The 19,238-nt window shown below is 59.1% G+C and carries 19 protein-coding genes; 10 read left to right on the top strand and 9 right to left on the bottom strand.

The features are described from left to right. Positions 1 to 11: 11 nt before the first annotated feature. The 8 genes from AACQ43_RS13820 (at position 12) to mutT (ending at position 9,728) form a co-directional block, all read left to right on the top strand. The gene (locus tag AACQ43_RS13820; protein WP_017409434.1) at positions 12 to 764 is read left to right on the top strand and encodes a cell division protein FtsQ/DivIB; all 753 of its coding nucleotides are present in this window, start codon (positions 12 to 14) and stop codon (positions 762 to 764) included. Then, positions 745 to 2,004: a cell division protein FtsA gene (ftsA, locus tag AACQ43_RS13825; protein WP_005305690.1), complete on the top strand. Its 1,260-nt coding sequence runs from the start codon at positions 745 to 747 to the stop codon at positions 2,002 to 2,004. Before AACQ43_RS13820 ends, ftsA begins: the two co-directional genes overlap by 20 nt. A gap of 40 nt (positions 2,005 to 2,044) precedes the next feature. Continuing rightward, the gene (gene ftsZ, locus AACQ43_RS13830; protein WP_005305686.1) at positions 2,045 to 3,196 is read left to right on the top strand and encodes a cell division protein FtsZ; all 1,152 of its coding nucleotides are present in this window, start codon (positions 2,045 to 2,047) and stop codon (positions 3,194 to 3,196) included. 101 nt (positions 3,197 to 3,297) lie between these two features. Beyond that, complete coding sequence (gene lpxC / locus AACQ43_RS13835) at positions 3,298 to 4,221, top strand: UDP-3-O-acyl-N-acetylglucosamine deacetylase (protein ID WP_011707578.1); 924 nt, start codon at positions 3,298 to 3,300, stop codon at positions 4,219 to 4,221. A gap of 140 nt (positions 4,222 to 4,361) precedes the next feature. Beyond that, on the top strand, positions 4,362 to 5,267 hold the full coding sequence (locus AACQ43_RS13840) for a M23 family metallopeptidase (RefSeq protein WP_016352175.1): 906 nt from the start codon (positions 4,362 to 4,364) through the stop codon (positions 5,265 to 5,267). Between the two features lie 59 nt (positions 5,268 to 5,326). Beyond that, positions 5,327 to 8,047 carry a preprotein translocase subunit SecA gene (secA, locus tag AACQ43_RS13845; protein ID WP_168967634.1) on the top strand — a complete coding sequence of 907 codons (2,721 nt, stop codon included), beginning with the start codon at positions 5,327 to 5,329 and terminating at the stop codon, positions 8,045 to 8,047. 74 nt (positions 8,048 to 8,121) lie between these two features. Continuing rightward, positions 8,122 to 9,306, top strand: a complete 1,185-nt coding sequence (locus tag AACQ43_RS13850) for a tetratricopeptide repeat protein (protein WP_168967635.1) — start codon at positions 8,122 to 8,124, stop codon at positions 9,304 to 9,306. Positions 9,307 to 9,314: 8 nt separating this feature from the next. Next, on the top strand, positions 9,315 to 9,728 hold the full coding sequence (gene mutT, locus AACQ43_RS13855; protein ID WP_016352173.1) for an 8-oxo-dGTP diphosphatase MutT: 414 nt from the start codon (positions 9,315 to 9,317) through the stop codon (positions 9,726 to 9,728). A 59-nt stretch (positions 9,729 to 9,787) separates the two neighbouring features. Here mutT and yacG read toward each other — a convergent pair whose 3' ends face one another. The 9 genes from yacG to AACQ43_RS13900 all read right to left on the bottom strand — a co-directional run bounded on the left by yacG (position 9,788) and on the right by AACQ43_RS13900 (position 17,431). Then, positions 9,788 to 9,982: a DNA gyrase inhibitor YacG gene (yacG, locus tag AACQ43_RS13860; RefSeq protein WP_005305661.1), complete on the bottom strand. Its 195-nt coding sequence runs from the start codon at positions 9,980 to 9,982 to the stop codon at positions 9,788 to 9,790. Between the two features lie 9 nt (positions 9,983 to 9,991). Further along, positions 9,992 to 10,714 carry a cell division protein ZapD gene (gene zapD, locus AACQ43_RS13865; protein ID WP_168967636.1) on the bottom strand — a complete coding sequence of 241 codons (723 nt, stop codon included), beginning with the start codon at positions 10,712 to 10,714 and terminating at the stop codon, positions 9,992 to 9,994. Positions 10,715 to 10,751: 37 nt separating this feature from the next. Further along, entirely contained in the window at positions 10,752 to 11,366 is a 615-nt protein-coding gene (gene coaE / locus AACQ43_RS13870) for a dephospho-CoA kinase (protein ID WP_168967637.1), read from the bottom strand. Positions 11,367 to 11,384: 18 nt separating this feature from the next. After that, complete coding sequence (locus AACQ43_RS13875) at positions 11,385 to 12,257, bottom strand: prepilin peptidase (RefSeq protein ID WP_168967638.1); 873 nt, start codon at positions 12,255 to 12,257, stop codon at positions 11,385 to 11,387. 22 nt (positions 12,258 to 12,279) lie between these two features. Further along, positions 12,280 to 13,521, bottom strand: coding sequence for a type II secretion system F family protein (locus AACQ43_RS13880; protein ID WP_168967639.1), 1,242 nt, complete (start codon positions 13,519 to 13,521; stop codon positions 12,280 to 12,282). Between the two features lie 115 nt (positions 13,522 to 13,636). Next, positions 13,637 to 15,343 carry a PilB family type IVa pilus assembly ATPase TapB gene (tapB, locus tag AACQ43_RS13885; protein WP_168967640.1) on the bottom strand — a complete coding sequence of 569 codons (1,707 nt, stop codon included), beginning with the start codon at positions 15,341 to 15,343 and terminating at the stop codon, positions 13,637 to 13,639. Between the two features lie 3 nt (positions 15,344 to 15,346). Next, positions 15,347 to 15,775, bottom strand: a complete 429-nt coding sequence (gene tapA, locus AACQ43_RS13890) for a type IVa pilus major pilin TapA (protein ID WP_076361967.1) — start codon at positions 15,773 to 15,775, stop codon at positions 15,347 to 15,349. Positions 15,776 to 16,097: 322 nt separating this feature from the next. Continuing rightward, a complete protein-coding gene (nadC, locus tag AACQ43_RS13895; RefSeq protein WP_168967641.1) occupies positions 16,098 to 16,955 on the bottom strand; it encodes a carboxylating nicotinate-nucleotide diphosphorylase in 858 nt (285 codons plus the stop codon). 5 nt (positions 16,956 to 16,960) lie between these two features. Continuing rightward, positions 16,961 to 17,431, bottom strand: a complete 471-nt coding sequence (locus AACQ43_RS13900) for a retropepsin-like aspartic protease family protein (RefSeq protein WP_168967642.1) — start codon at positions 17,429 to 17,431, stop codon at positions 16,961 to 16,963. Positions 17,432 to 17,577: 146 nt separating this feature from the next. Here AACQ43_RS13900 and ampD point away from each other — a divergent pair, with 146 nt between their 5' ends. Both ampD and pdhR read left to right on the top strand, forming a co-directional pair. Further along, positions 17,578 to 18,150, top strand: coding sequence for a 1,6-anhydro-N-acetylmuramyl-L-alanine amidase AmpD (gene ampD / locus AACQ43_RS13905; RefSeq protein WP_168967643.1), 573 nt, complete (start codon positions 17,578 to 17,580; stop codon positions 18,148 to 18,150). Between the two features lie 275 nt (positions 18,151 to 18,425). Further along, on the top strand, positions 18,426 to 19,190 hold the full coding sequence (gene pdhR / locus AACQ43_RS13910; protein WP_011707564.1) for a pyruvate dehydrogenase complex transcriptional repressor PdhR: 765 nt from the start codon (positions 18,426 to 18,428) through the stop codon (positions 19,188 to 19,190). Positions 19,191 to 19,238: the final 48 nt, after the last annotated feature.

A 19,238-nucleotide genomic window follows, 5' to 3' on the forward strand; every position in this document is an offset into this window, starting at 1 on the left:
GGATCGATCGGGTGGAGGCAAGGGCACAAGGGCGCACCAAGGGGGGCTTCATCGCCGGGGTGGGATTTTTCATCCTGGTCATGTGGGGCCTCTACCAGACCGCGCTGGATGTTAAAGATTGGCTGACGGATGCCAATCGGTTGCCCATGAGCGAGCTGTTGCTGCAGGGGCAACACCAGTATTTGCAAACCGATGAACTGCGCAGCGCCGTGCTGGATGGCGCCGAGTTGCGCAACTTCTTCGAGTTGGATGTGAACGAATTGCAGGCGCGCTTGAACGCCTTGCCTTGGGTGGCCCAGGTCTCGGTACGCAAGAAGTGGCCCAACAAGATCAAGGTCTACCTCACCGAACAGGCGGTTGCGGCCCGCTGGAATGGTAACCGCTTCGTCAACACCAAGGGTGAGGTGTTCAGTGCGCCGGACAGGGTGAAGACCCCTCTGATGCAGCTGTCCGGGCCAGAAGATCAGGCCGTCAAGGTGCTGGAGGCCAGCCGCCAATACGAGGCGCAGCTGGCGGCCAGAGGGTACAAGCTGCTGGGGGTGAATCTGACCCCCCGCCATGCCTGGGAACTGACCCTGGATGGCAACATTCAGCTGTTTTTGGGGCGCTCGGATATCGCGCTTCGACTGCAGCGGTTTATCGATGCCTTTCCGGTCATCGAACCTCGTGAGCGGGTTGCTTACGTGGATCTTCGATACGACACCGGAATGGCAGTTGGCTGGAAGAAGAACGAAGAGAAAGTGAATGACCAAAACCGCAGATAGAAATCTGATTGTCGGGCTGGATATCGGCACAACCAAGGTGGCGGTTCTGGTTGGCGAAGTGCTGCCAGACGGTGAGCTCAATGTCATCGGCATGGGCAGTCACGCCTCTCGCGGCATGGACAAGGGCGGGGTCAACGATCTTGATTCCGTGGTCAAGTCCCTGCGTCGCGCGGTGGAAGAGGCTGAAATGATGGCCGACTGCCAGATCAGCTCCGTCTATCTGGGGTTGTCCGGCAAGCATATCGACTGTCGCAATGAAACCGGCATGGTGCCCATCTCCGACGAAGAGGTGACTCAGGAAGACGTGGACAACGTCATCCACACCGCCAAGTCGGTACGGTTGTCCGATGAGCTCCGGGTTCTTCACGTGCTGCCCCAGGAGTTCGCCATCGACTACCAGGAAGGGATCAAGAACCCGGTCGGCCTCTCCGGCGTGCGGATGGCGGCCAAGGTGCACCTGATCACTTGCCACAACGACATGGCTCGCAACATCGAGAAATGCGTGGAGAAGGTGGGTCTGCGGGTGGATCAGCTGATCTTCTCCGCACTGGCATCCAGTTACGCCGTGCTGACCGAGGACGAGAAGGAGCTGGGTGTCTGCGTGGTGGACATCGGTGGCGGCACCATGGACATGTCGCTGTTTACCGGCGGTGCCCTGCGTCACACCAAGGTGATCCCGTACGCCGGCAGCACGGTGACCAGCGACATCGCCTATGCCTTCGGCACTCCGCCGCTGGACGCGGAGGCGATCAAGGTGCGCTATGGCTGCGCCCTCGGCCGGCTGGTCAGCAAGGAAGACAATATTGAAGTACCCAGTGTCGGCGGTCGTCCGGCGCGCAGCCTGCAGCGGCAGACACTGGCTGAAGTGATTGAGCCCCGTTACACCGAGTTGCTCTCCATGGTGAATGATGAGCTGGTGCGGGTACAAAGCGAATTGAAAGCGCAGGGGGTCAAGCATCAGCTTGCAGCCGGTGTGGTCTTGACCGGCGGCGCTGCCCAGATCGAAGGCATTGTGGAGTGCGCAGAGCAGATCTTCCAGAGCCAGGTCCGGGTAGGGGAGCCCATGAATATCCGGGGATTGAGTGATTATGTGCAGGCGCCTGTGTACTCGACCGCGGTCGGGTTGCTGCAGTATGGCCGCACCCATCAATCCACCGGTAGTAGCAAGGAATATGCCGCCAAGGCAAGCGTAGGTGGGCTGGTCAAACGGGTCAGCAACTGGTTGCGTGGCGAGTTCTAAAAGATTTTGCTGAGTCAGGCAAATAAAGCGGAGAGACAACATGTTTGAATTTATGGATAGCCACACTGACGAAGCCGTCATTAAAGTGATTGGTGTGGGTGGCGGCGGCGGCAACGCGGTCGAGCACATGGTTCGTCAAAACATCGAAGGCGTTGAATTCATTACCGTCAACACCGACGCCCAGGCTCTGCGTAACTCCAGCGCCAACACAACCCTGCAGATCGGCGGTGGCATCACCAAGGGTCTGGGTGCCGGAGCCAATCCGGAAGTGGGTCGTGATGCGGCCATGGAAGATCGGGAAGCGCTGCGCGAGCTGCTGACTGGCTCCGACATGGTGTTCATCGCCGCCGGCATGGGTGGCGGTACCGGTACCGGTGCTGCACCGATCGTGGCCGAAGTTGCCCGCGAGATGGGTATCCTGACAGTTGCTGTCGTAACCAAGCCGTTCTCCTTCGAAGGGAAGAAGCGGATGGGCTTCGCGGCTCACGGCATCGAAGAGCTGTCCAAGAACGTCGACTCCCTGATCACCATCCCCAACGACAAGTTGCTGAAGGTGCTGGGCCGCGGCATCTCCCTGCTGGACGCCTTCAAGGCTGCCAACGACGTACTGCTTGGCGCGGTACAGGGCATTGCCGAGCTGATCACCCGTCCGGGCTTGATCAACGTCGACTTCGCGGACGTGCGTACCGTGATGCGTGAAATGGGTACCGCCATGATGGGTACCGGTTCCGCCTCCGGTGATGATCGCGCCGAAGAAGCGGCCGAGAAAGCCATCTCCAGCCCACTGCTGGAAGACGTGGATCTGGCCGGTGCCCGTGGCATCCTGGTCAACATCACCGCCGGTATGGACATGACCATCGAAGAGTTCGAAACCGTGGGTAACGCGGTCAAGGCCTTCGCCTCCGAGAACGCCACCGTGGTGGTGGGTACCGTAATCGACCCGGAAATGCACGACGAACTGCGCGTGACCGTGGTTGCCACCGGTATCGGTGCTGAGCGCAAACCCGACATCACCCTGGTGAAGAACAACATGGTACAAGAGCGTCCGGCCCGTCAGCCCCTGATCAGCGAAGCCCTGCAGTCTCGCGTGATGGAAGAGGCCCCGGCCAAGGTGGTCAACGCCGAGCCGCAAGCTCGTCGCGAACCGGATTATCTCGATATTCCTGCGTTCCTGCGCAAGCAAGCTGACTAAGCCTCTAATGACGCTGGTTTGTTTGTTGCTTAAGGAATGTGCTAAGATGGCCCGGCAACGACCATCTGGTCAGGAATTTGAGCTGTTAAGCGGATACGCCCATGATTAGACAAAGAACCTTGAAAACGAGTGTCCAGGCCACCGGTGTCGGCCTGCATTCGGGCCGGAAAGTCACAATGACGTTCCGTCCGGCGCCTGTTAACACAGGGATCGTTTACTTGCGTACCGATCTGAATCCTGTGGTTGAGCTGCCAGCCAATGCCGATCAGGTGCGTGATACCGTGCTTTGTACCGCTCTGGTCAATGAAGCCGGTGTCCGAGTCTCTACCATTGAGCACCTCTCTGCCGCGCTGGCCGGGATGGGTATCGACAACCTCTATGTCGAGGTTGATGCGCCCGAGATCCCGGTGATGGACGGCAGTGCGCACCCCTTTATCTACCTGCTGCAAGAAGTCGGTATCCGTGAACAGAATGCGCCCAAGCAGTTTGTGCGGATCAAGCAGAGCATCCGGGTTGAAGACGGCGACAAGTGGGCGGAATTCCACCCCTATCGCAACGGCTTCAAAATGGATCTCGAGATCGACTTCCAGCATCCGGTATTTGAAGGACGCAATCAGCGTTGCGTGCTGGATTTCTCCGGTGCCTCTTTCGTGAAAGAGATCAGCCGTGCTCGTACGTTTGGTTTCATGCGTGACATCGAGTACCTGCGTTCCCAGAACCTGGCGCTGGGCGGTAGCCTGGAAAACGCCGTGGTGCTGGATGACTACCGGGTACTGAACGAAGATGGTCTGCGCTATGAAGATGAATTCGTCAAACACAAGATGTTGGATGCGATCGGTGACCTTTACATGTGTAACCGCAGCATCATCGGCGAATTCCGTGCCTACAAGACCGGCCATGCCCTGAACAACAAGCTGCTGCGTGCCTTGCTGGCCAAGCAGGAGGCCTGGGAACTGGTGACCTTCGAGGGTGAGGGCGACAAAGCGCCCATCGCTTACTACGATAACGGTCTGGTTCTGGCCTGATAGCTGTGCAACGGAACGTCGGTCCTCTCTCCGCACCGACGTTCCGTCATTTGTTTACTCCATTCTGTAATACCGATTATCTCCCGGTTTTATTTCCCGTGCGGGCCAATGGCCACACCTGACCGAGCAGACTGATTTCTATGAGCATTACCCTGATCCTCAATGGCAAGCAGCGACGCAAGTTGCACTTACCGAAACAACGTCTGGCCTGGGTCGGCGGTATCTTCTTCACTGTATTGGCCCTGAGTGGTGGCTGGCTCTGGCAGAGCTGGCATCAAAAAATGGAGGCGCTGGAAGTCGCGCTGGCCATGGCCGAACAGCAAAAATCCACGCAAGGGGCTGATGAAGCCCGCGAACAGCTTGCCATGCTGGCTGCCCAGGTGGGCACCATGCAGGGGCAGCTGGGTCGTCTCAACGCGCTCGGCGAGCGGCTGACCGAAAAGGCCGACCTCGATCCCGAAGAGTTCAATTTCAAGGAGCTGCCTCCCATGGGCGGCCCCTCCTATGATGCGGATCTGGAAGTCAGCCTCAACGAGCTGCAGGACTCCATGAAGCATCTCAGCCAGCAGCTCAGCAGTCGTGAAGAGCAGCTGTCGGTACTTGAATCTTTCATCATGAATCACCATATAACCGATGCCGGCTTTATTTCCGGAACACCGGTCAAGCAGGAGCGGGTTTGGGTCTCCTCTGGCTTCGGTGGTCGGGTCGATCCGTTCAACGGTCGCGCCAAGATGCACAAAGGGGTGGATTTCCGTGGCAAGCCCGGCACCCCCATTCTGGCGACGGGCCCAGGGGTTGTGAGCTGGGCGGGCCGTCATCCGGAATTTGGCAACATGGTGGAGATCAACCACGGCAATGGTTTGGTGACCCGCTATGCCCACAACTCCAAGTTGCTGGTCGAAGTGGGCACCCTGGTCGATGAGGGCCAGAAAATTGCCTTGATGGGACGCACCGGTCGCGCGACCGGGGTCCATTTGCATTACGAAGTGTTGAAAGATGGTCGTCAGGTGGACCCCGCGCGTTTTCTCAATGCCAGACGGGGTTAGGTTTTTTTCTCCAGGTTCCAGTGACGGAACACTTATATAACCAGAAATAGTTGGTACCCATGATTAGCACACTGCTTACCAAGATTATCGGCAGCCGGAACGACAGAACGCTCAAGGCTCTGCGCAAAATTGTAAAACAGATCAATGCGATGGAGCCTCAGTTCGAAGCTCTGTCCGATGCACAGCTGCAGGCCAAGACGGCCGAGTATCGTCAGCGTCTGGAGCAGGGTGAGACACTGGAGCAGTTGCTGCCGGAGGCCTTTGCCACCGTGCGTGAAGCCTCTCGCCGGGTGTTCGGCATGCGTCACTTCGACGTCCAGCTGATCGGTGGCATGGTGCTGAACTCCAACCGCATCGCCGAGATGAAGACAGGTGAAGGCAAGACCCTCACCGCGACCCTGCCGGCCTACCTGAACGCTCTGAGCGGTCGCGGCGTGCACGTGGTAACCGTGAACGACTATCTGGCCAAGCGTGACGCCGAGGCGAACCGCCCGCTGTTCGCCTTCCTCGGCATGACAGTCGACTGCAACGTGCCTGGCATGGATGCGTCCCAGAAGCGTGACGCCTACGCCGCCGACATCACCTACGGTACCAACAACGAATTCGGTTTCGACTACCTGCGCGACAACATGGCGTTCTCGCCCGAGCAGCGCGTGCAGCGTCCGCTCAACTACGCGCTGGTGGATGAGGTGGACTCGGTGCTCATCGATGAAGCCCGTACCCCGCTCATCATCTCCGGCCCGGCCGAAGACAGCTCCGAGCTCTATATCCGCGTCAACAAGCTGATCCCGCTGCTGGTCAAGCAGGACAAGGAAGACTCTGAAGAGTACACCGGCGACGGCCACTACACGGTGGACGAGAAGAACCGTCAGGCATTGCTGACCGAGAACGGCCAGATCTTCGTGGAAGAGCTGCTCAAGAAAGAGGGGCTGCTGGCCGAGGATGACTCCCTGTTCTCCGCCACCAACATCAGCCTGTTACACCACGTCAACGCCGGCCTGCGCGCTCACACCCTGTTTGAGCGCAACGTCGACTACATCGTCCAGAAGGACGAGATCGTCATCGTCGACGAGCATACCGGCCGTACCATGCCGGGCCGTCGCTGGTCCGATGGTCTGCACCAGGCGGTTGAAGCGAAGGAAGGGGTCAAGATCCAGAACGAGAACCAGACCTTGGCCTCTATCACCTTCCAGAACTACTTCCGTCTGTACGACAAGCTGGCGGGCATGACGGGGACTGCTGATACCGAAGCTTTTGAATTCCAGCAGATTTATGGCCTGGATACCGTGGTTATCCCAACCAACAAGCCAATGGTGCGCAAGGACATGGGCGATCTGGTCTACCTGACCGCCAACGAGAAATATGCCGCCATCATCGAAGACATTCGCGGTTGCGTCGAGCGCGGCCAGCCGGTGCTGGTCGGTACCGTCTCCATCGAGAACTCCGAGCTGCTCTCCGGCATCCTGACCAAGGAAAACATCCCGCACAAGGTGCTGAACGCCAAGTTCCACGCCATGGAAGCGGAGATCGTCGCCCAGGCCGGTCAGACCGGCGCCGTCACCATCGCCACCAACATGGCCGGTCGTGGTACCGACATCGTGCTGGGTGGCAACTGGCAAGCGGAAATCGCCCAGCTGGAGAACCCGACCGAGGCACAAATCGCCGAGCTGAAAGCGGCCTGGCAGGTGCGTCACGATGCGGTATTGGCCGCCGGTGGTCTGCACATTATCGGTACCGAGCGCCACGAATCTCGTCGTATCGACAACCAGCTGCGCGGCCGTTCCGGTCGTCAGGGCGACCCGGGTTCCTCCCGTTTCTACCTCTCCATGGAAGATACCCTGATGCGGATCTTCGCCTCCGATCGCGTCACCGGCATGATGAAGAAGCTGGGGATGGAAGAGGGCGAGGCCATCGAGCATCCGTGGGTGACCAAGGCGATCGAAAACGCCCAGCGCAAGGTGGAAGGTCGTAACTTCGACATCCGCAAGAGCCTGCTGGAATTTGATGACGTGGCCAACGACCAGCGCAAGGTGGTCTATGAGCAGCGCAACGAGCTGCTGGACACCAGCGACATCTCCGAGACCATCCATGTCATCCGTGACGATGTCTATGGCGCCATCATCGACGAGTACATCCCGCCGCAGTCCCTGGAAGAGATGTGGGATGTGCCGGGTCTGGAAGCCCGCCTGAAGTCCGATTTCGCGCTGGATCTGCCGTTGCAGCAGTGGCTGGCGGAAGACGACAAGCTCTATGAAGAGAAGCTGCGCGAGCGCATCCTGGATGAAGCCACCAAGCTCTACGCCCACAAGGAAGAGCTGGTCGGCAAGGAGGTGCTGCGCAACTTCGAGAAGGCGGTGATGCTGCAAACCCTGGACGGCCTGTGGAAAGAGCACCTGGCGGCCATGGATCACCTGCGTCAGGGCATCCATCTGCGTGGTTACGCCCAGAAGAACCCCAAGCAGGAGTACAAGCGCGAATCCTTCGATCTGTTCACCCAGATGCTGGAAACCCTCAAGCGCGACGTGGTCAGCATCCTGAGCCGGGTACAGGTTCAGGAGCGCGATGTGGAGGCGATGGAAGAGCAGCAGCGCCAGCAGGCCGAAGCCGCTCCCCGCACCTACACCCATGCCGCGGCCGACAACCAACTGGCTGACGACGAGTCCCAGGCCGAAGCGGCGCCGGTTACCTTCGTGCGGGACGAGCAGAAGGTGGGACGCAATGACCCCTGCCCATGCGGTTCAGGCAAAAAATACAAGCACTGCCACGGTCAGTTGACCTGATAGCGCAATGACGATGATGCACCGCCTCCGGGCGGTGCATTCATTTCCGGCAGGCAAAGAAGGAGAGCCGTGCGATGAGCAAGATGCCGACAGGATGGGATACTATTGCCCACAACAGCTGGCTGGCGGGCCAGCGCCAGGTTGCCATCCAGCAACTGCTGGCCCGGCTTAACGGCAGCACGGCCAAGCCGGTAGCCTTGCAGCTGCAGTTTGCCTATTACCTCTTTCTGTGCGACGACCCGGCTTCCGCGGCGCAGGTGCTGGAGATGGCTCACAAGGCCGAACCCGGCAATGACGAGGTGCTGCGCAACCTCTGCGCTTGTCTGTCGCGGGCTGGTCAGTACGAGCTGGCAGTGGCACGCTTGCAGACCTTGCTACAGCGCGCCCCCGACGATTTCCACGCGCTGGATGCCCTCTGCGCCTCGCTGGCCAAGCTGGCTCGCTACGATGAGGCTGCCCTAGCGGGAACCCGCTCATTAACCCTCAAGGCCTGGTCGGCGGGCAAGGCGCCACCATCCTGGTCATTGCCTGCGGCAGAACCGGCCGTCTGGCTGGCCGATGGCAGTCGCAAACCGGATGTCATCGCTTTTTCCCTGTGGGGTAGTGCTCCCCGTTATCTGCGGGGGGCCATCGACAATGTGCTGGCGGCGGCCTATCTCTACCCGGGCTGGCGAGTACGTTTCTACGTGGATGAGAGCGTGCCGGCCGAGTTGCTCGCTGCGCTGCGCGAACTGGGGGTCGAGCTCTTGTTGCAACCTGCCGGTCAGCCTTTGCGACAGCGTCTGTGCTGGCGTTTCCAGGTGGCCAATGATCCACTGGTGGGGCGCTTCCTGGTGCGGGATGTGGATTCGGTGCCGGGCGTGCGCGAGCGACTGGCAGTGCAGGAGTGGCTTGCATCGACCCGCTGGTTTCATATCATGCGCGACTGGTGGAGCCATACCGATCTGGTGCTGGCAGGGATGTGGGGCGGGGTGGCTGGCGTATTGCCGCCGTTGTCCCCCCTGCTCGAAGGCTATCAGCCCGACGTGATGGAGACGCCGAACATCGATCAATGGTTTTTGCGCGACCGGCTCTGGGGTTATCTCTCGCAGAGCTGTCTGGTGCACGATCGCTGCTTCACGCCGTCAGGCGCCATACCCTGGCCGCAGCCCGCCCCTGGCGGGAGCGAGCATGTGGGACAGGATATCTTTACGGCACAAAGGGAGCCGCAGGCCCGTCGGCTGGCGCCCTGGATTGCCCGTTTGCCGTGTTTACGTTGAGGACAATGATGGAACAGAAGAAACGGATCTGGGTGGCGGTCGGCGTCATCGAGAACGAACGGGGCGATATCTTTATCGCCAAGCGCTCCGCCGATCGCCATCAGGGGGATCGCTGGGAGTTTCCCGGCGGCAAGGTGGAAGCCGGGGAAGATCTGCTTACCGCGCTGGATCGCGAACTGTGGGAAGAGATCGGGATCCGGGTACAGGATTGCGCCCCCTTCATGGAACTGCATCACGACTACCCGGACAAGCAGGTGCTGCTGGATATCTGGAAGGTGACCCGCTTCAGCGGCGAGCCGTTTGGCAAGGAGGGGCAGGAGTGTCGCTGGGTGCCGTTGGCTTCGCTGCACGAGTACCACTTCCCCGACGCCAATGGCCCGATTGTGACGCGCCTGCAGGCATCGCTGGCCGCACAGGGCTGATGTGAGCCGCAGTGCATACCAAAACAAAAGGGCCGTATCGGCCCTTTTTGTTTGCTGGCTTACTGCCACTGCTCCCCTTCTTCGGGGTAGGGCAGCAGCTCCGGGTCTATTTCCCCCGGGATCCGCTTCTCCTCGTCGGCCCACTCGCCGAGATCGATCAGCTGGCAGCGCTTGCTGCAGAACGGCCGAAACGGGCTTTGCGGGCCCCATTCCAGCTCGGTTTGGCAGGTCGGGCACTTTACTTTGGTCACCATGAATACTCCTTAGCAGCAGGCAAGCTGGAAGGGGACATCACCGATCTGCTGCTCAGTGGTGGGCAGGAAACGCAGGGCGAACCGGTTCTTGTGGCCGCTCAGGGTGGGGTAGCACTGCTGGGTGCCAGTCAGACGAATACGGATCAGCTCGGCGCTCTCGGCGGTATCCTGGAAGAAACCGTTGACGGCAACCTGCTTGCTGAAGTTGCCGGACTCACGCCACAACCGCAGCAGCAGGGAGATGGCGTTCATCAACAGATTGATGTCGCTCAGCCACAGCTGCATCTGCTGATGACGGGCGATGGCAGGGGTAGCGAGCCAGTGGTGCAGTTGCGGCACGTCGAAGGCGCATAACCCGCCCGGAATGGAGAAGCGCTGGCGAATGGAGCCGAGCAGCCGATCCTCTTTCAGGCGGGCACCGGGACGCGGGGCACTCAGCAGGTTGCGGGAGAGCTGGGCGCTCTCCTGCTGCATCTGGCTGATCTGCTCCAGGTCGACATCGGGCAAGCTGGCCCAGTGGCTCAGGCGCTGGCCGAGGCGCTCCAGATCCTTGATCAGATCGGCGCGCAGGTCGCCGCGTTCCAGCAACTCCTGCAGGTCGAACAGCCCCTTGAAAAAGGCGATATGTGCCCAGGACTGGTCGCTCTCCAGATTGTCGCGGATCTGGGAAAACAGGGACTCCAGACGAAGATAGGTCCGGCTTTTTTCATTGAGGGGAAAATCGTAAATCATGCCTAATCCTGGCCAGCCATAAACCGGCCTAGTGTACTCACAGTTGGCTGGCTTGTTGAGAGGCAAATGCCAGATATGTCTCGTGCAGTGCTAAAATTCGGCTCTTTATCGCCTCGGGCGTGCCATTCTGGTTGTCCAGCACATCGTCGGCTGCCGCCAGTCGCTCGGCCCGGCTTGCCTGGGCGGCCAGGATGGCTTGGGCCTGTTCATGGCTCACGCCGTCCCGGCGGCAGGTACGCTCAATCTGGGTCGCTTCGTCCACGTCGATCACCAGTACCCGATTGGCCAGTGCCGTGAGCCGGTTTTCCACCAGCAAGGGCACTACCAGCAAGCAATAGGGGGAGCGAGCGGCGGCACACTGGCGCTGCATTTCGGTGCGAATGAGGGGGTGGAGCAGGGCGTTGAGCCAGCCCTTGGCCTGCGGGTCAGTGAAGACCCGCTCACGCAGCCGACGGCGATCGAGCTGGCCATCGGGGGTGATGAATTCTGGGCCAAAATGGGTAGCGATGGCGGCCAGAGCCGGGGTACCGGGCTCTACGACCTCGCGGGCGATGATGTCCGCATCCACTACTTCGATGCCGAGCTCGGCAAACTGATTGGCAACCGTGGTCTTGCCGCTGCCAATTCCGCCGGTGATTGCGACTACATACATGGGTCAGTGCTGCCTTGGTCAGAGAAACGTCGTGAGGTACCAGCGGGTGATGGTATCGCCCCACAGCAGCGCGATCCAGCCGGCGATGGCCAGATAGGGGCCGAAGGGGATGGGTTTGTTCTGATGATGGTTGCGCAGCAGAATGAGACCAATCCCGATGAAAGCGCCAACCAGCGAAGAGAGCAGCAACACGATGGGCAGTGCCTGCCAGCCGAGCCAGGCGCCCAGCGCCGCCAGCAGCTTGAAGTCGCCATAGCCCATCCCTTCCTTGCCGGTCAGCAGCTTGAAGGCCCAGTAGAGGCTCCAGAGCACCAGATAGCCAGCCATGGCACCGATCACCGCATCGGCCAGCGGTACAAATCCCCCAGTCAGATTGAACAGCAGACCGCCCCACAGCAGTGGCAGGGTCAGCTGGTCCGGCAGCAGCATCTTGTCCAGATCGATGAAAGTGAGTGCCACCAGTACCCAGGTGAGCAGCAGGGCGGCCAGTAAGCCCCAGCCCGGTGGGTATGTTGCGGCGACGACCAGCGAGAGCAGGGCCGTCAGCAGCTCTACCAGGGGATAACGGGCCGAGATGGGGGCCTGGCATTCACGGCAGCGCCCCTTGAGCCAGAGCCAGCTGAGCAGGGGGATGTTCTCCATGGCCGTGATGGCGTGGCCGCAATGGGGACAGGCAGAGCGCGGCACCATCAGGTTGTAGCGTTCTTCCTGCTGCGGCTGTGTTTCCGGATTGAAATAGCCGAGATATTCGGCCTGCCACTCCCGCTCCAGCATGATGGGCAGGCGATGGATCATCACGTTGAGAAAACTGCCGATCATCAGGGAAAAGAGAAATACCAGCGAGAAATAGAGCCAGGGCAGGCTGTGAAAAACGTCAGTGATAATCAACATTGAGTCTCGGATTGATGGGGGATCAGTGGATCACCGATCCCAGTTTGAAGATGGGCAGATACATGGCGACCACCATGCCGCCGACCAGAACCCCCAGCACCACCATGATGAGAGGCTCCAGCAGGCTGGTGAGGCCGTCGACCAAGTCGTCTACCTCCTGTTCGAAGATGGTGGCGACCTTGGAGAGCATATCATCGATGGCGCCAGACTCCTCGCCGATCATCACCATCTGGATCACCATGTCCGGGAACAGATCGACGGTGCGCATAGCCACGTTGATCTGCATGCCGGCCACCACCTCGTTACGAATGGCCATGACGGCAGTGCGGTAGACATAGTTACCAGAGGCGCCTGCCGCAGAGATCAGTGCATCCACCAGTGGGATACCGGCGGAGAAGGTAGTGGAGAGGGTGCGGGCGAAGCGCGCCATGGCGGCCTTGTGCAATATCATGCCGACCACGGGGATGGTCAGTATGAACTTGTCGGTGTTGTCCTTGACCTTCTGGGAGGTGCGCCAGGCGCGCACGTAGAGAAAGATGGCAAGCGCTATGCCGCCAAAGATCACATACCACCAGTTCTGCATGAAACGGGAGATGCTGATGACGAACTGGGTGAAGATGGGCAGCTCGGCGCCGAAACTCTTGAAGATATCCTCGAACTGGGGAATGACAAATAGAAGCAGGATGGAGGTGACGACAATGGCCACCAGGATGACCATGGTGGGGTAGAACATGGCTTTCTTGATCTTGGACTTGAGGGCTTCCGATTTCTCGCGATAGGTGGCGATACGATCGTAGATGGTCTCCAGAGCGCCGGATTGTTCGCCAGCCTCCACCAGATCGCAGTAGAGATCGTCAAAGTGACGGGGATGGCGGCGCAGCGCTTCGGACATGGGGGTGCCGGTCTCCACATCGGCGGCAATCTGGCCCATGAGCTCACGCATGGCCGCCTTCTCGTGGCTGCGAGCGATGATCTGCAGGCTCTGGACCAGAGGTACGCCGGCTGACAGCATGGTGGTGATCTGGCGGGAGACGACGGCGATGTCCATCGGTTTGATCTTGGCGCCGCCCTTGGAGAAGAGCCCCTGGCTCTTCTTGCTCACCTTGGTGACGTTGACACCCTGTTTGCGCAGCTCTGCCTTGACCGTGTTGATGCTGTCGGCCTGCAATTCGCCGGAGACCTTCTGGCCCTTGCGGTTCACCCCGCTCCAGCGAAAGGCGAAGACTTTCTTGGGGGCATTTTGTTTCTGGGTTAGCGTTGCCATCACTGCGTCCTGCAATGGGGCTCGGGTTGCTCGTCATGAGGAGAAGCAGCCTCGGCCTGATGGAAATCGCCAGGGCCGGCGGCACCTGGATGAATCGGCTGAGCGAAAGGTTCTGTCAGTTGGTTGTTACCCGGTTTATCTCCGCCAGACTGGTTACCCCCAGGCGGGCCTTCTCAAGGCCAGAGGTGCGCAAGGTGCGCATGCCCTCCTTCTGGGCGATGGCGGCAATCTGCAGAGAGTTGGCCCCTTGCATGATCAATTTTGCGATGTTTTCAGACATCAGCATGATTTCGTAGATGCCGACCCGGCCCTTGTACCCACCCGAGCACTCTTTGCAGCCAACCGGTTTGAACAGTCGCAAGCCTGCGGCCAGCTGCTGCTGGGTAAAACCCAGCTCAAGCAGTTCAGCCTCTGGCACCACTTCGGGGGCTTTGCAGTGATCGCACAGTTTGCGCGCCAGCCGCTGAGCCATGATCAGGGTGACCGAGGAGGCGATATTGAAGGCGGGCACCCCCATGTTCATCATCCGGGTCAGCGTTTCCGCCGCCGAGTTGGTGTGCAGGGTGGAGAGCACCAGGTGGCCGGTCTGGGCGGCCTTGATGGCAATTTCGGCGGTCTCCAGATCCCGGATTTCACCCACCATGACCACATCGGGATCCTGGCGCAGAAAGGAGCGCAGGGCACTGGCGAAGGTGAGCCCCGCCTTGGGATTGACCTGTACCTGATTGACCCCTGGCAGGTTGATCTCCACCGGGTCTTCGGCGGTCGAAATATTTACTTCTGTGGTGTTGAGAATGTTCAGGCCGGTGTAGAGCGACACCGTCTTGCCAGAACCAGTCGGGCCGGTCACCAGGAGCATGCCCTGAGGCTTCGAGAGAGCACGCAGATATTGCGCCTTTTGCCGATCGTCAAAACCGAGCTGCTCGATATTGAGGCGCGCAGCGGAGGAGTCGAGCAGACGGATAACGATCTTTTCGCCCCACATGGTGGGCAGGGTGTTGACCCGCATATCCATCGATTTGTTGCGCGACAGCTTGAGCTTGATGCGACCATCCTGGGGCAGTCGTCGCTCGGCGATATCGAGCCGTGCCATCACCTTGAGGCGTGCCGAGAAGCGGTTGGCCAGATTGACCGGTGGGGTTGCTATCTCATGCAAGATCCCGTCTATCCGAAAGCGGATGCGGTATTTGGTCTCATAGGGCTCGAAGTGAAGGTCGGAGGCTCCACGCTTGATGGCATCCATCATGATTTTGTTGATGTATTTGACGATGGGGGCGTCATCGTCAGCTGTATTGACGCTCTCGTCGAGCCGCGAGCCCTCATCCGAGACTTCCAGTTCGGAGATCTCGGATTCGTCGATGTCCTCCATGCCGAGGGCATCCTGATCGCTCTCCATCAGCTTGCCGATGGCGGCAGTGAGCTTATTTTCCTCTACCAGCAGTGCCTCGGTATGCAACCCGAAGCTGAAGCCGAAATCCTCCAGTGCAGACACATTGGTGGGATCCGACATGGCGATATAGAGGGTGTGGCCCTGGGTGTAGATGGGCAGGACGTGATGTTTTTCAATCAGCTTCTGATTGAGGTATTTCTGCGGGATCTCGGCCAGGTCGAAGGCGGCAAGATCCAGCAGAGGTACCCCATACTCCAGCTCGCAGAAGTCGGCCAGAGCCTTGCTATCGAGGATTTCGTTTTCGATGAGAAAGGTCACAAAGGGCTTGCGCTGGGCCTTGGCTTGGCTCAGATAGCGTTGTGAGTCGGACTCACTGAGCAGGGAAGAGGCGGCCAGGCTTAATGCCAGGCCGCTATTGGGGCTAGAGGTCATGTATCAGCAGATACCTGCGCCCACACATGTGCCGACGGTTCCGGAAGGGTTAGCAGCCCAAGTGACTTTTCCTGAAGTGAGAGTTGGAACCAATATATACGTATATGCTGTGCCACCGAACGACGCAGCTACGCCTTCTGCTGTTATTGCATTTGTTGTCGTATCCACTTTAACAGATTGGACATTACCATTGGCCCCGGAAACTTCGGCAGGCACGCCATTAGAGCCTGCATCACATCCGCCAAGAGAGCCGACGGTTTGTGCGCATATCTCTATAGCTGTTTTGAATGGACCGGTGGCTGAAATGACCTCGGTAAAACGAGCTTTTTGGGTATAGGTCTGATACGCCGGCAGCGCGATGGCGGCCAGGATGGCGACGATCGCGACCACGATCATCAATTCGATAAGGGTAAAGCCTGATTGTTTCTTCATTTCAAATATCCTTTTTGTCCTTGGTTCCTGGGAAGTGCCGGTGGAAAACTATCCACACGTCAGTATCTTATCCGAGCTGTTTGGCTTGGCAACAGAGGTCGGGGCCTTTGTTAACGATCTTTCTGTCATTTGAGAAAAATTTGATATAAATCATGGGTAAAGAGTCCCTATCGACTCTTTGTTACTGGCGGGGATGGGTCCATCTCACACTCCTTTGCCGAGGGATCCTGCTTTAAAGAAAAGGCGCCCGTGGCGCCTTTTGCAAGTCCTTCATCTTGTTATATGTCCGCGACAAGATGGGGGCATGATGATGCCTCTTCGGCTAGATGAATCGCATCGAGAGATCCAGGGCCCGGACATGCTTGGTCAGGGCACCGACCGAGATAAAATCGACCCCGGTTGCGGCATAGTCAGCCAGGGTATCCAGTGTGACGTTACCTGAAACCTCCAGCTTGGCCCGGCCCTGATTGAGGGCAACCGCCTCGCGCATCATGGGAATGTCGAAGTTATCCAGCATCACTATGTCGGCGCTTGCAGCCAATGCCTGCTCCAGCTCGACCAGGGATTCGACTTCTACCTCTACCGGTTTGCCCGGGTTGAGACGGCGGGCTTCGTTGATTGCTTCAGAGATGCCGCCACAGGCGAGAATGTGGTTCTCCTTGATGAGGTAAGCGTCGAATAGGCCGATCCTGTGATTCTTGCCGCCGCCGCAGGTGACTGCGTACTTCTGGGCGCTGCGCAGTCCTGGCAGGGTCTTGCGGGTATCGAGCAGCCGACAATCGGTATCTGCCAGCTCGGCCACGTAGCGAGCGGTAAGAGAGGCCACTCCGGAGAGGGTCTGCACGAAGTTCAGCGCATTGCGCTCACCGGTCAGCAACACGCGGGCCGGGCCGTGCAGGCGAAACAGCTCCTGATTGGGGGAGAGCACTTCGCCATCTTGTACCAGCCATTCAACTCTGACTTCGCCACCAAGCTGGACAAACACCTCATCGACCCAGGACTGGCCGCAAAATACGCCAGCCTCGCGGGTGATGACCCTGGCGCTGGCGAGGCGATCCGCCGGGATCAGCTGAGCCGTGATGTCGGCGCTGGCATCCGGTTGATCCAACGGGGTGAGGGAATCGCCCAAGTCTTCGAGTAGTGCGGCGCGCACGGCGCGGCGGATGTCCTGTTGTAGCATGCCTTTTATTCCTGCAAAGGTCTGAGCAGCAACTGCCGCTCCTTTTGAACCAGCTCCAGCCGGCCGAGGGCGTTCATGCCTACCAGCACCTCGTCGCCAGCCGCTGCCGGATTGATGAAGATGGCCAGATCGTACAAGGTCAGTGGTCCCATCGCCAGCGTTTCGATGGTGCCGTTGCCGACCCGGATAAAGCCGGCTGCCGTATTCACCCGGCTGCTACCGCGGGCGGTCAGGCCAAGCCGCTCAGCGACCTGTTGCGGTACGGTAATGCGGGTTGCTCCGGTATCGAGCAGCAGTTGCACCGGCTGACCGTTGATGGCACCCTCCAGACGATAGTGGCCGCTGGCATCGGCCTTGAGCAGCAGGTCGCCGCTGGCGGTGACTGATGGTTGTTCGCGGGCATGAAAATAGAGGGTCAGCAATCCCATCAGGGAGAGCCAGGCCAGCAACCAGAAGCGGCGTGCCATCGGGTGCATATTCTTTCCTGAGTCAGCGGAAGATGGCTCAGCCTACCACAGTTGCCCGTTGTCATGAGGCGACTGCGATGAGCCTGAGAGGTGGATCGCCTTGTTGCCCGTCCAGTGTTGCCAGATGCGCTATCCCATTGCAGAGCGAGTAGACAATGACTCAGCCTAAAATAGTTTTTTCCATTGATTCAGACGGTTGGTGTGAGCAAGCCCGCAAGGTGTCGTCACCGCACCACAACGAGCGGACCACCCCGAGCGATATCTCCCTGCTGGTGGTGCATGGCATCAGCCTGCCACCTGGCGAGTTTGGCGGTCCCTTCATCGATGACCTTTTCCTTGGGCGGCTCGATCCCGATGCCCACCCCTATTTTGCCGGTATCCATCAACTGCGGGTCTCGGCGCACTGCCTGATCCGGCGCGACGGTGAGCTGGTGCAATATGTGCCGTTTGGTGCCAGAGCCTGGCATGCGGGGGTATCGAGCTGGCAGGGACGAGAGGGATGCAACGACTTTTCCATCGGGATCGAGCTGGAAGGGACCGATGAGCAGCCCTACACGGATGCACAATATGAGGCATTGATAGGGCTCAGTCGAACCTTGCTCAGCCATTACCCCGCCATTACGGCTGATCGCATCGTCGGCCATTGCGATATAGCGCCGGGGCGCAAGACAGATCCGGGTGACAGTTTCGAATGGCCGCGTTACCGTCAGGCACTCAACTTTAAGTAATTATTCTAAAAATAAGTTTGTGTTTTTAAAACAATGGCTTGCCTTTATGGCAGGCCATTTTTGCTGGCTGTTGATCAAATGTTGCCTGTGAGCGATGTCAAAAATATTGGTCTGACCAATTTCTATGAGCTAAATCATAAATCCCTCTCTTTACCCCTTAAGTGGCAAGGTTGATTCTTGATTCAGATCATCTTTTGGGTGGACTTTTCCCATGCCCTCTGCTAATTTTCGCCCCATTCATGAAATTGGTAATACCAATTTAACAAAGCAGCCTCATGCCCTATCTCAAGATTACTCAACCCAAGTTGGCCGACGCCATTGTCGCCGAGCTGGAACAGATGATTCTGGAAGGCAGTTTGCAGCCGGGCCAGAAGTTGCCGCCCGAGCGGGAACTGGCCATCCAGTTTCAGGTGTCGCGCCCCTCGCTGCGCGAAGCCATCCAGCGCCTCGAGGCAAGAGGACTCTTGTATCGTCGTCAGGGCGGCGGCACTTACGTACAAAACGCCTTGAGCAAAGGGATCGCCGATCCCCTGTTCGAGCTGCTCAGCACCCACCCGGAAGCCCAGTATGACCTGCTGGAGTTTCGCCACGCACTGGAAGGCATCTGCGCCTACTATGCTGCGTTACGGGGTACGGACGCCGATTTCGAGCGCATCCGTCAGGTGCAGTCCGCCATCGAGGAGGCCGGCCAGCAAGGCTCGCTGGTCAGCGAATCCGCTGCCGTCACCCAGTTCTATCTGGCGGTGGCCGAGGCGTCCCACAACGTGGTGCTGCTGCATCTGCTGCGGGCCATGGGCCCCATGCTTGAGCAGAACATTTTACGCAATAACGAAATTCTGAATCGCCGTCCGGGAGTGGTCGCCAAGATCCGTCGCCATCGCGCGCATCTGATCGAGGCTATCCTGTCGGGGGCTCCGGAGCGGGCCAGGGCAGCTTGTCATGAGCACCTGGCCTTTATCGAGGACACCTTGTTGGATATGCAGAGGGAAGACAGCCGGATCCAGCGATCCATGCGTCGGATCCGTCAGCAGGAAAACTAATCCCACAAGGCTTTATTGTCGAATGCTTGCGCCCTTCGCCGTGCAATG

Origin of the sequence: Aeromonas sp. DNRA1 (assembly GCF_963888745.1) — a bacterium.
In the GTDB taxonomy this organism is placed as follows: domain Bacteria; phylum Pseudomonadota; class Gammaproteobacteria; order Enterobacterales; family Aeromonadaceae; genus Aeromonas; species Aeromonas hydrophila.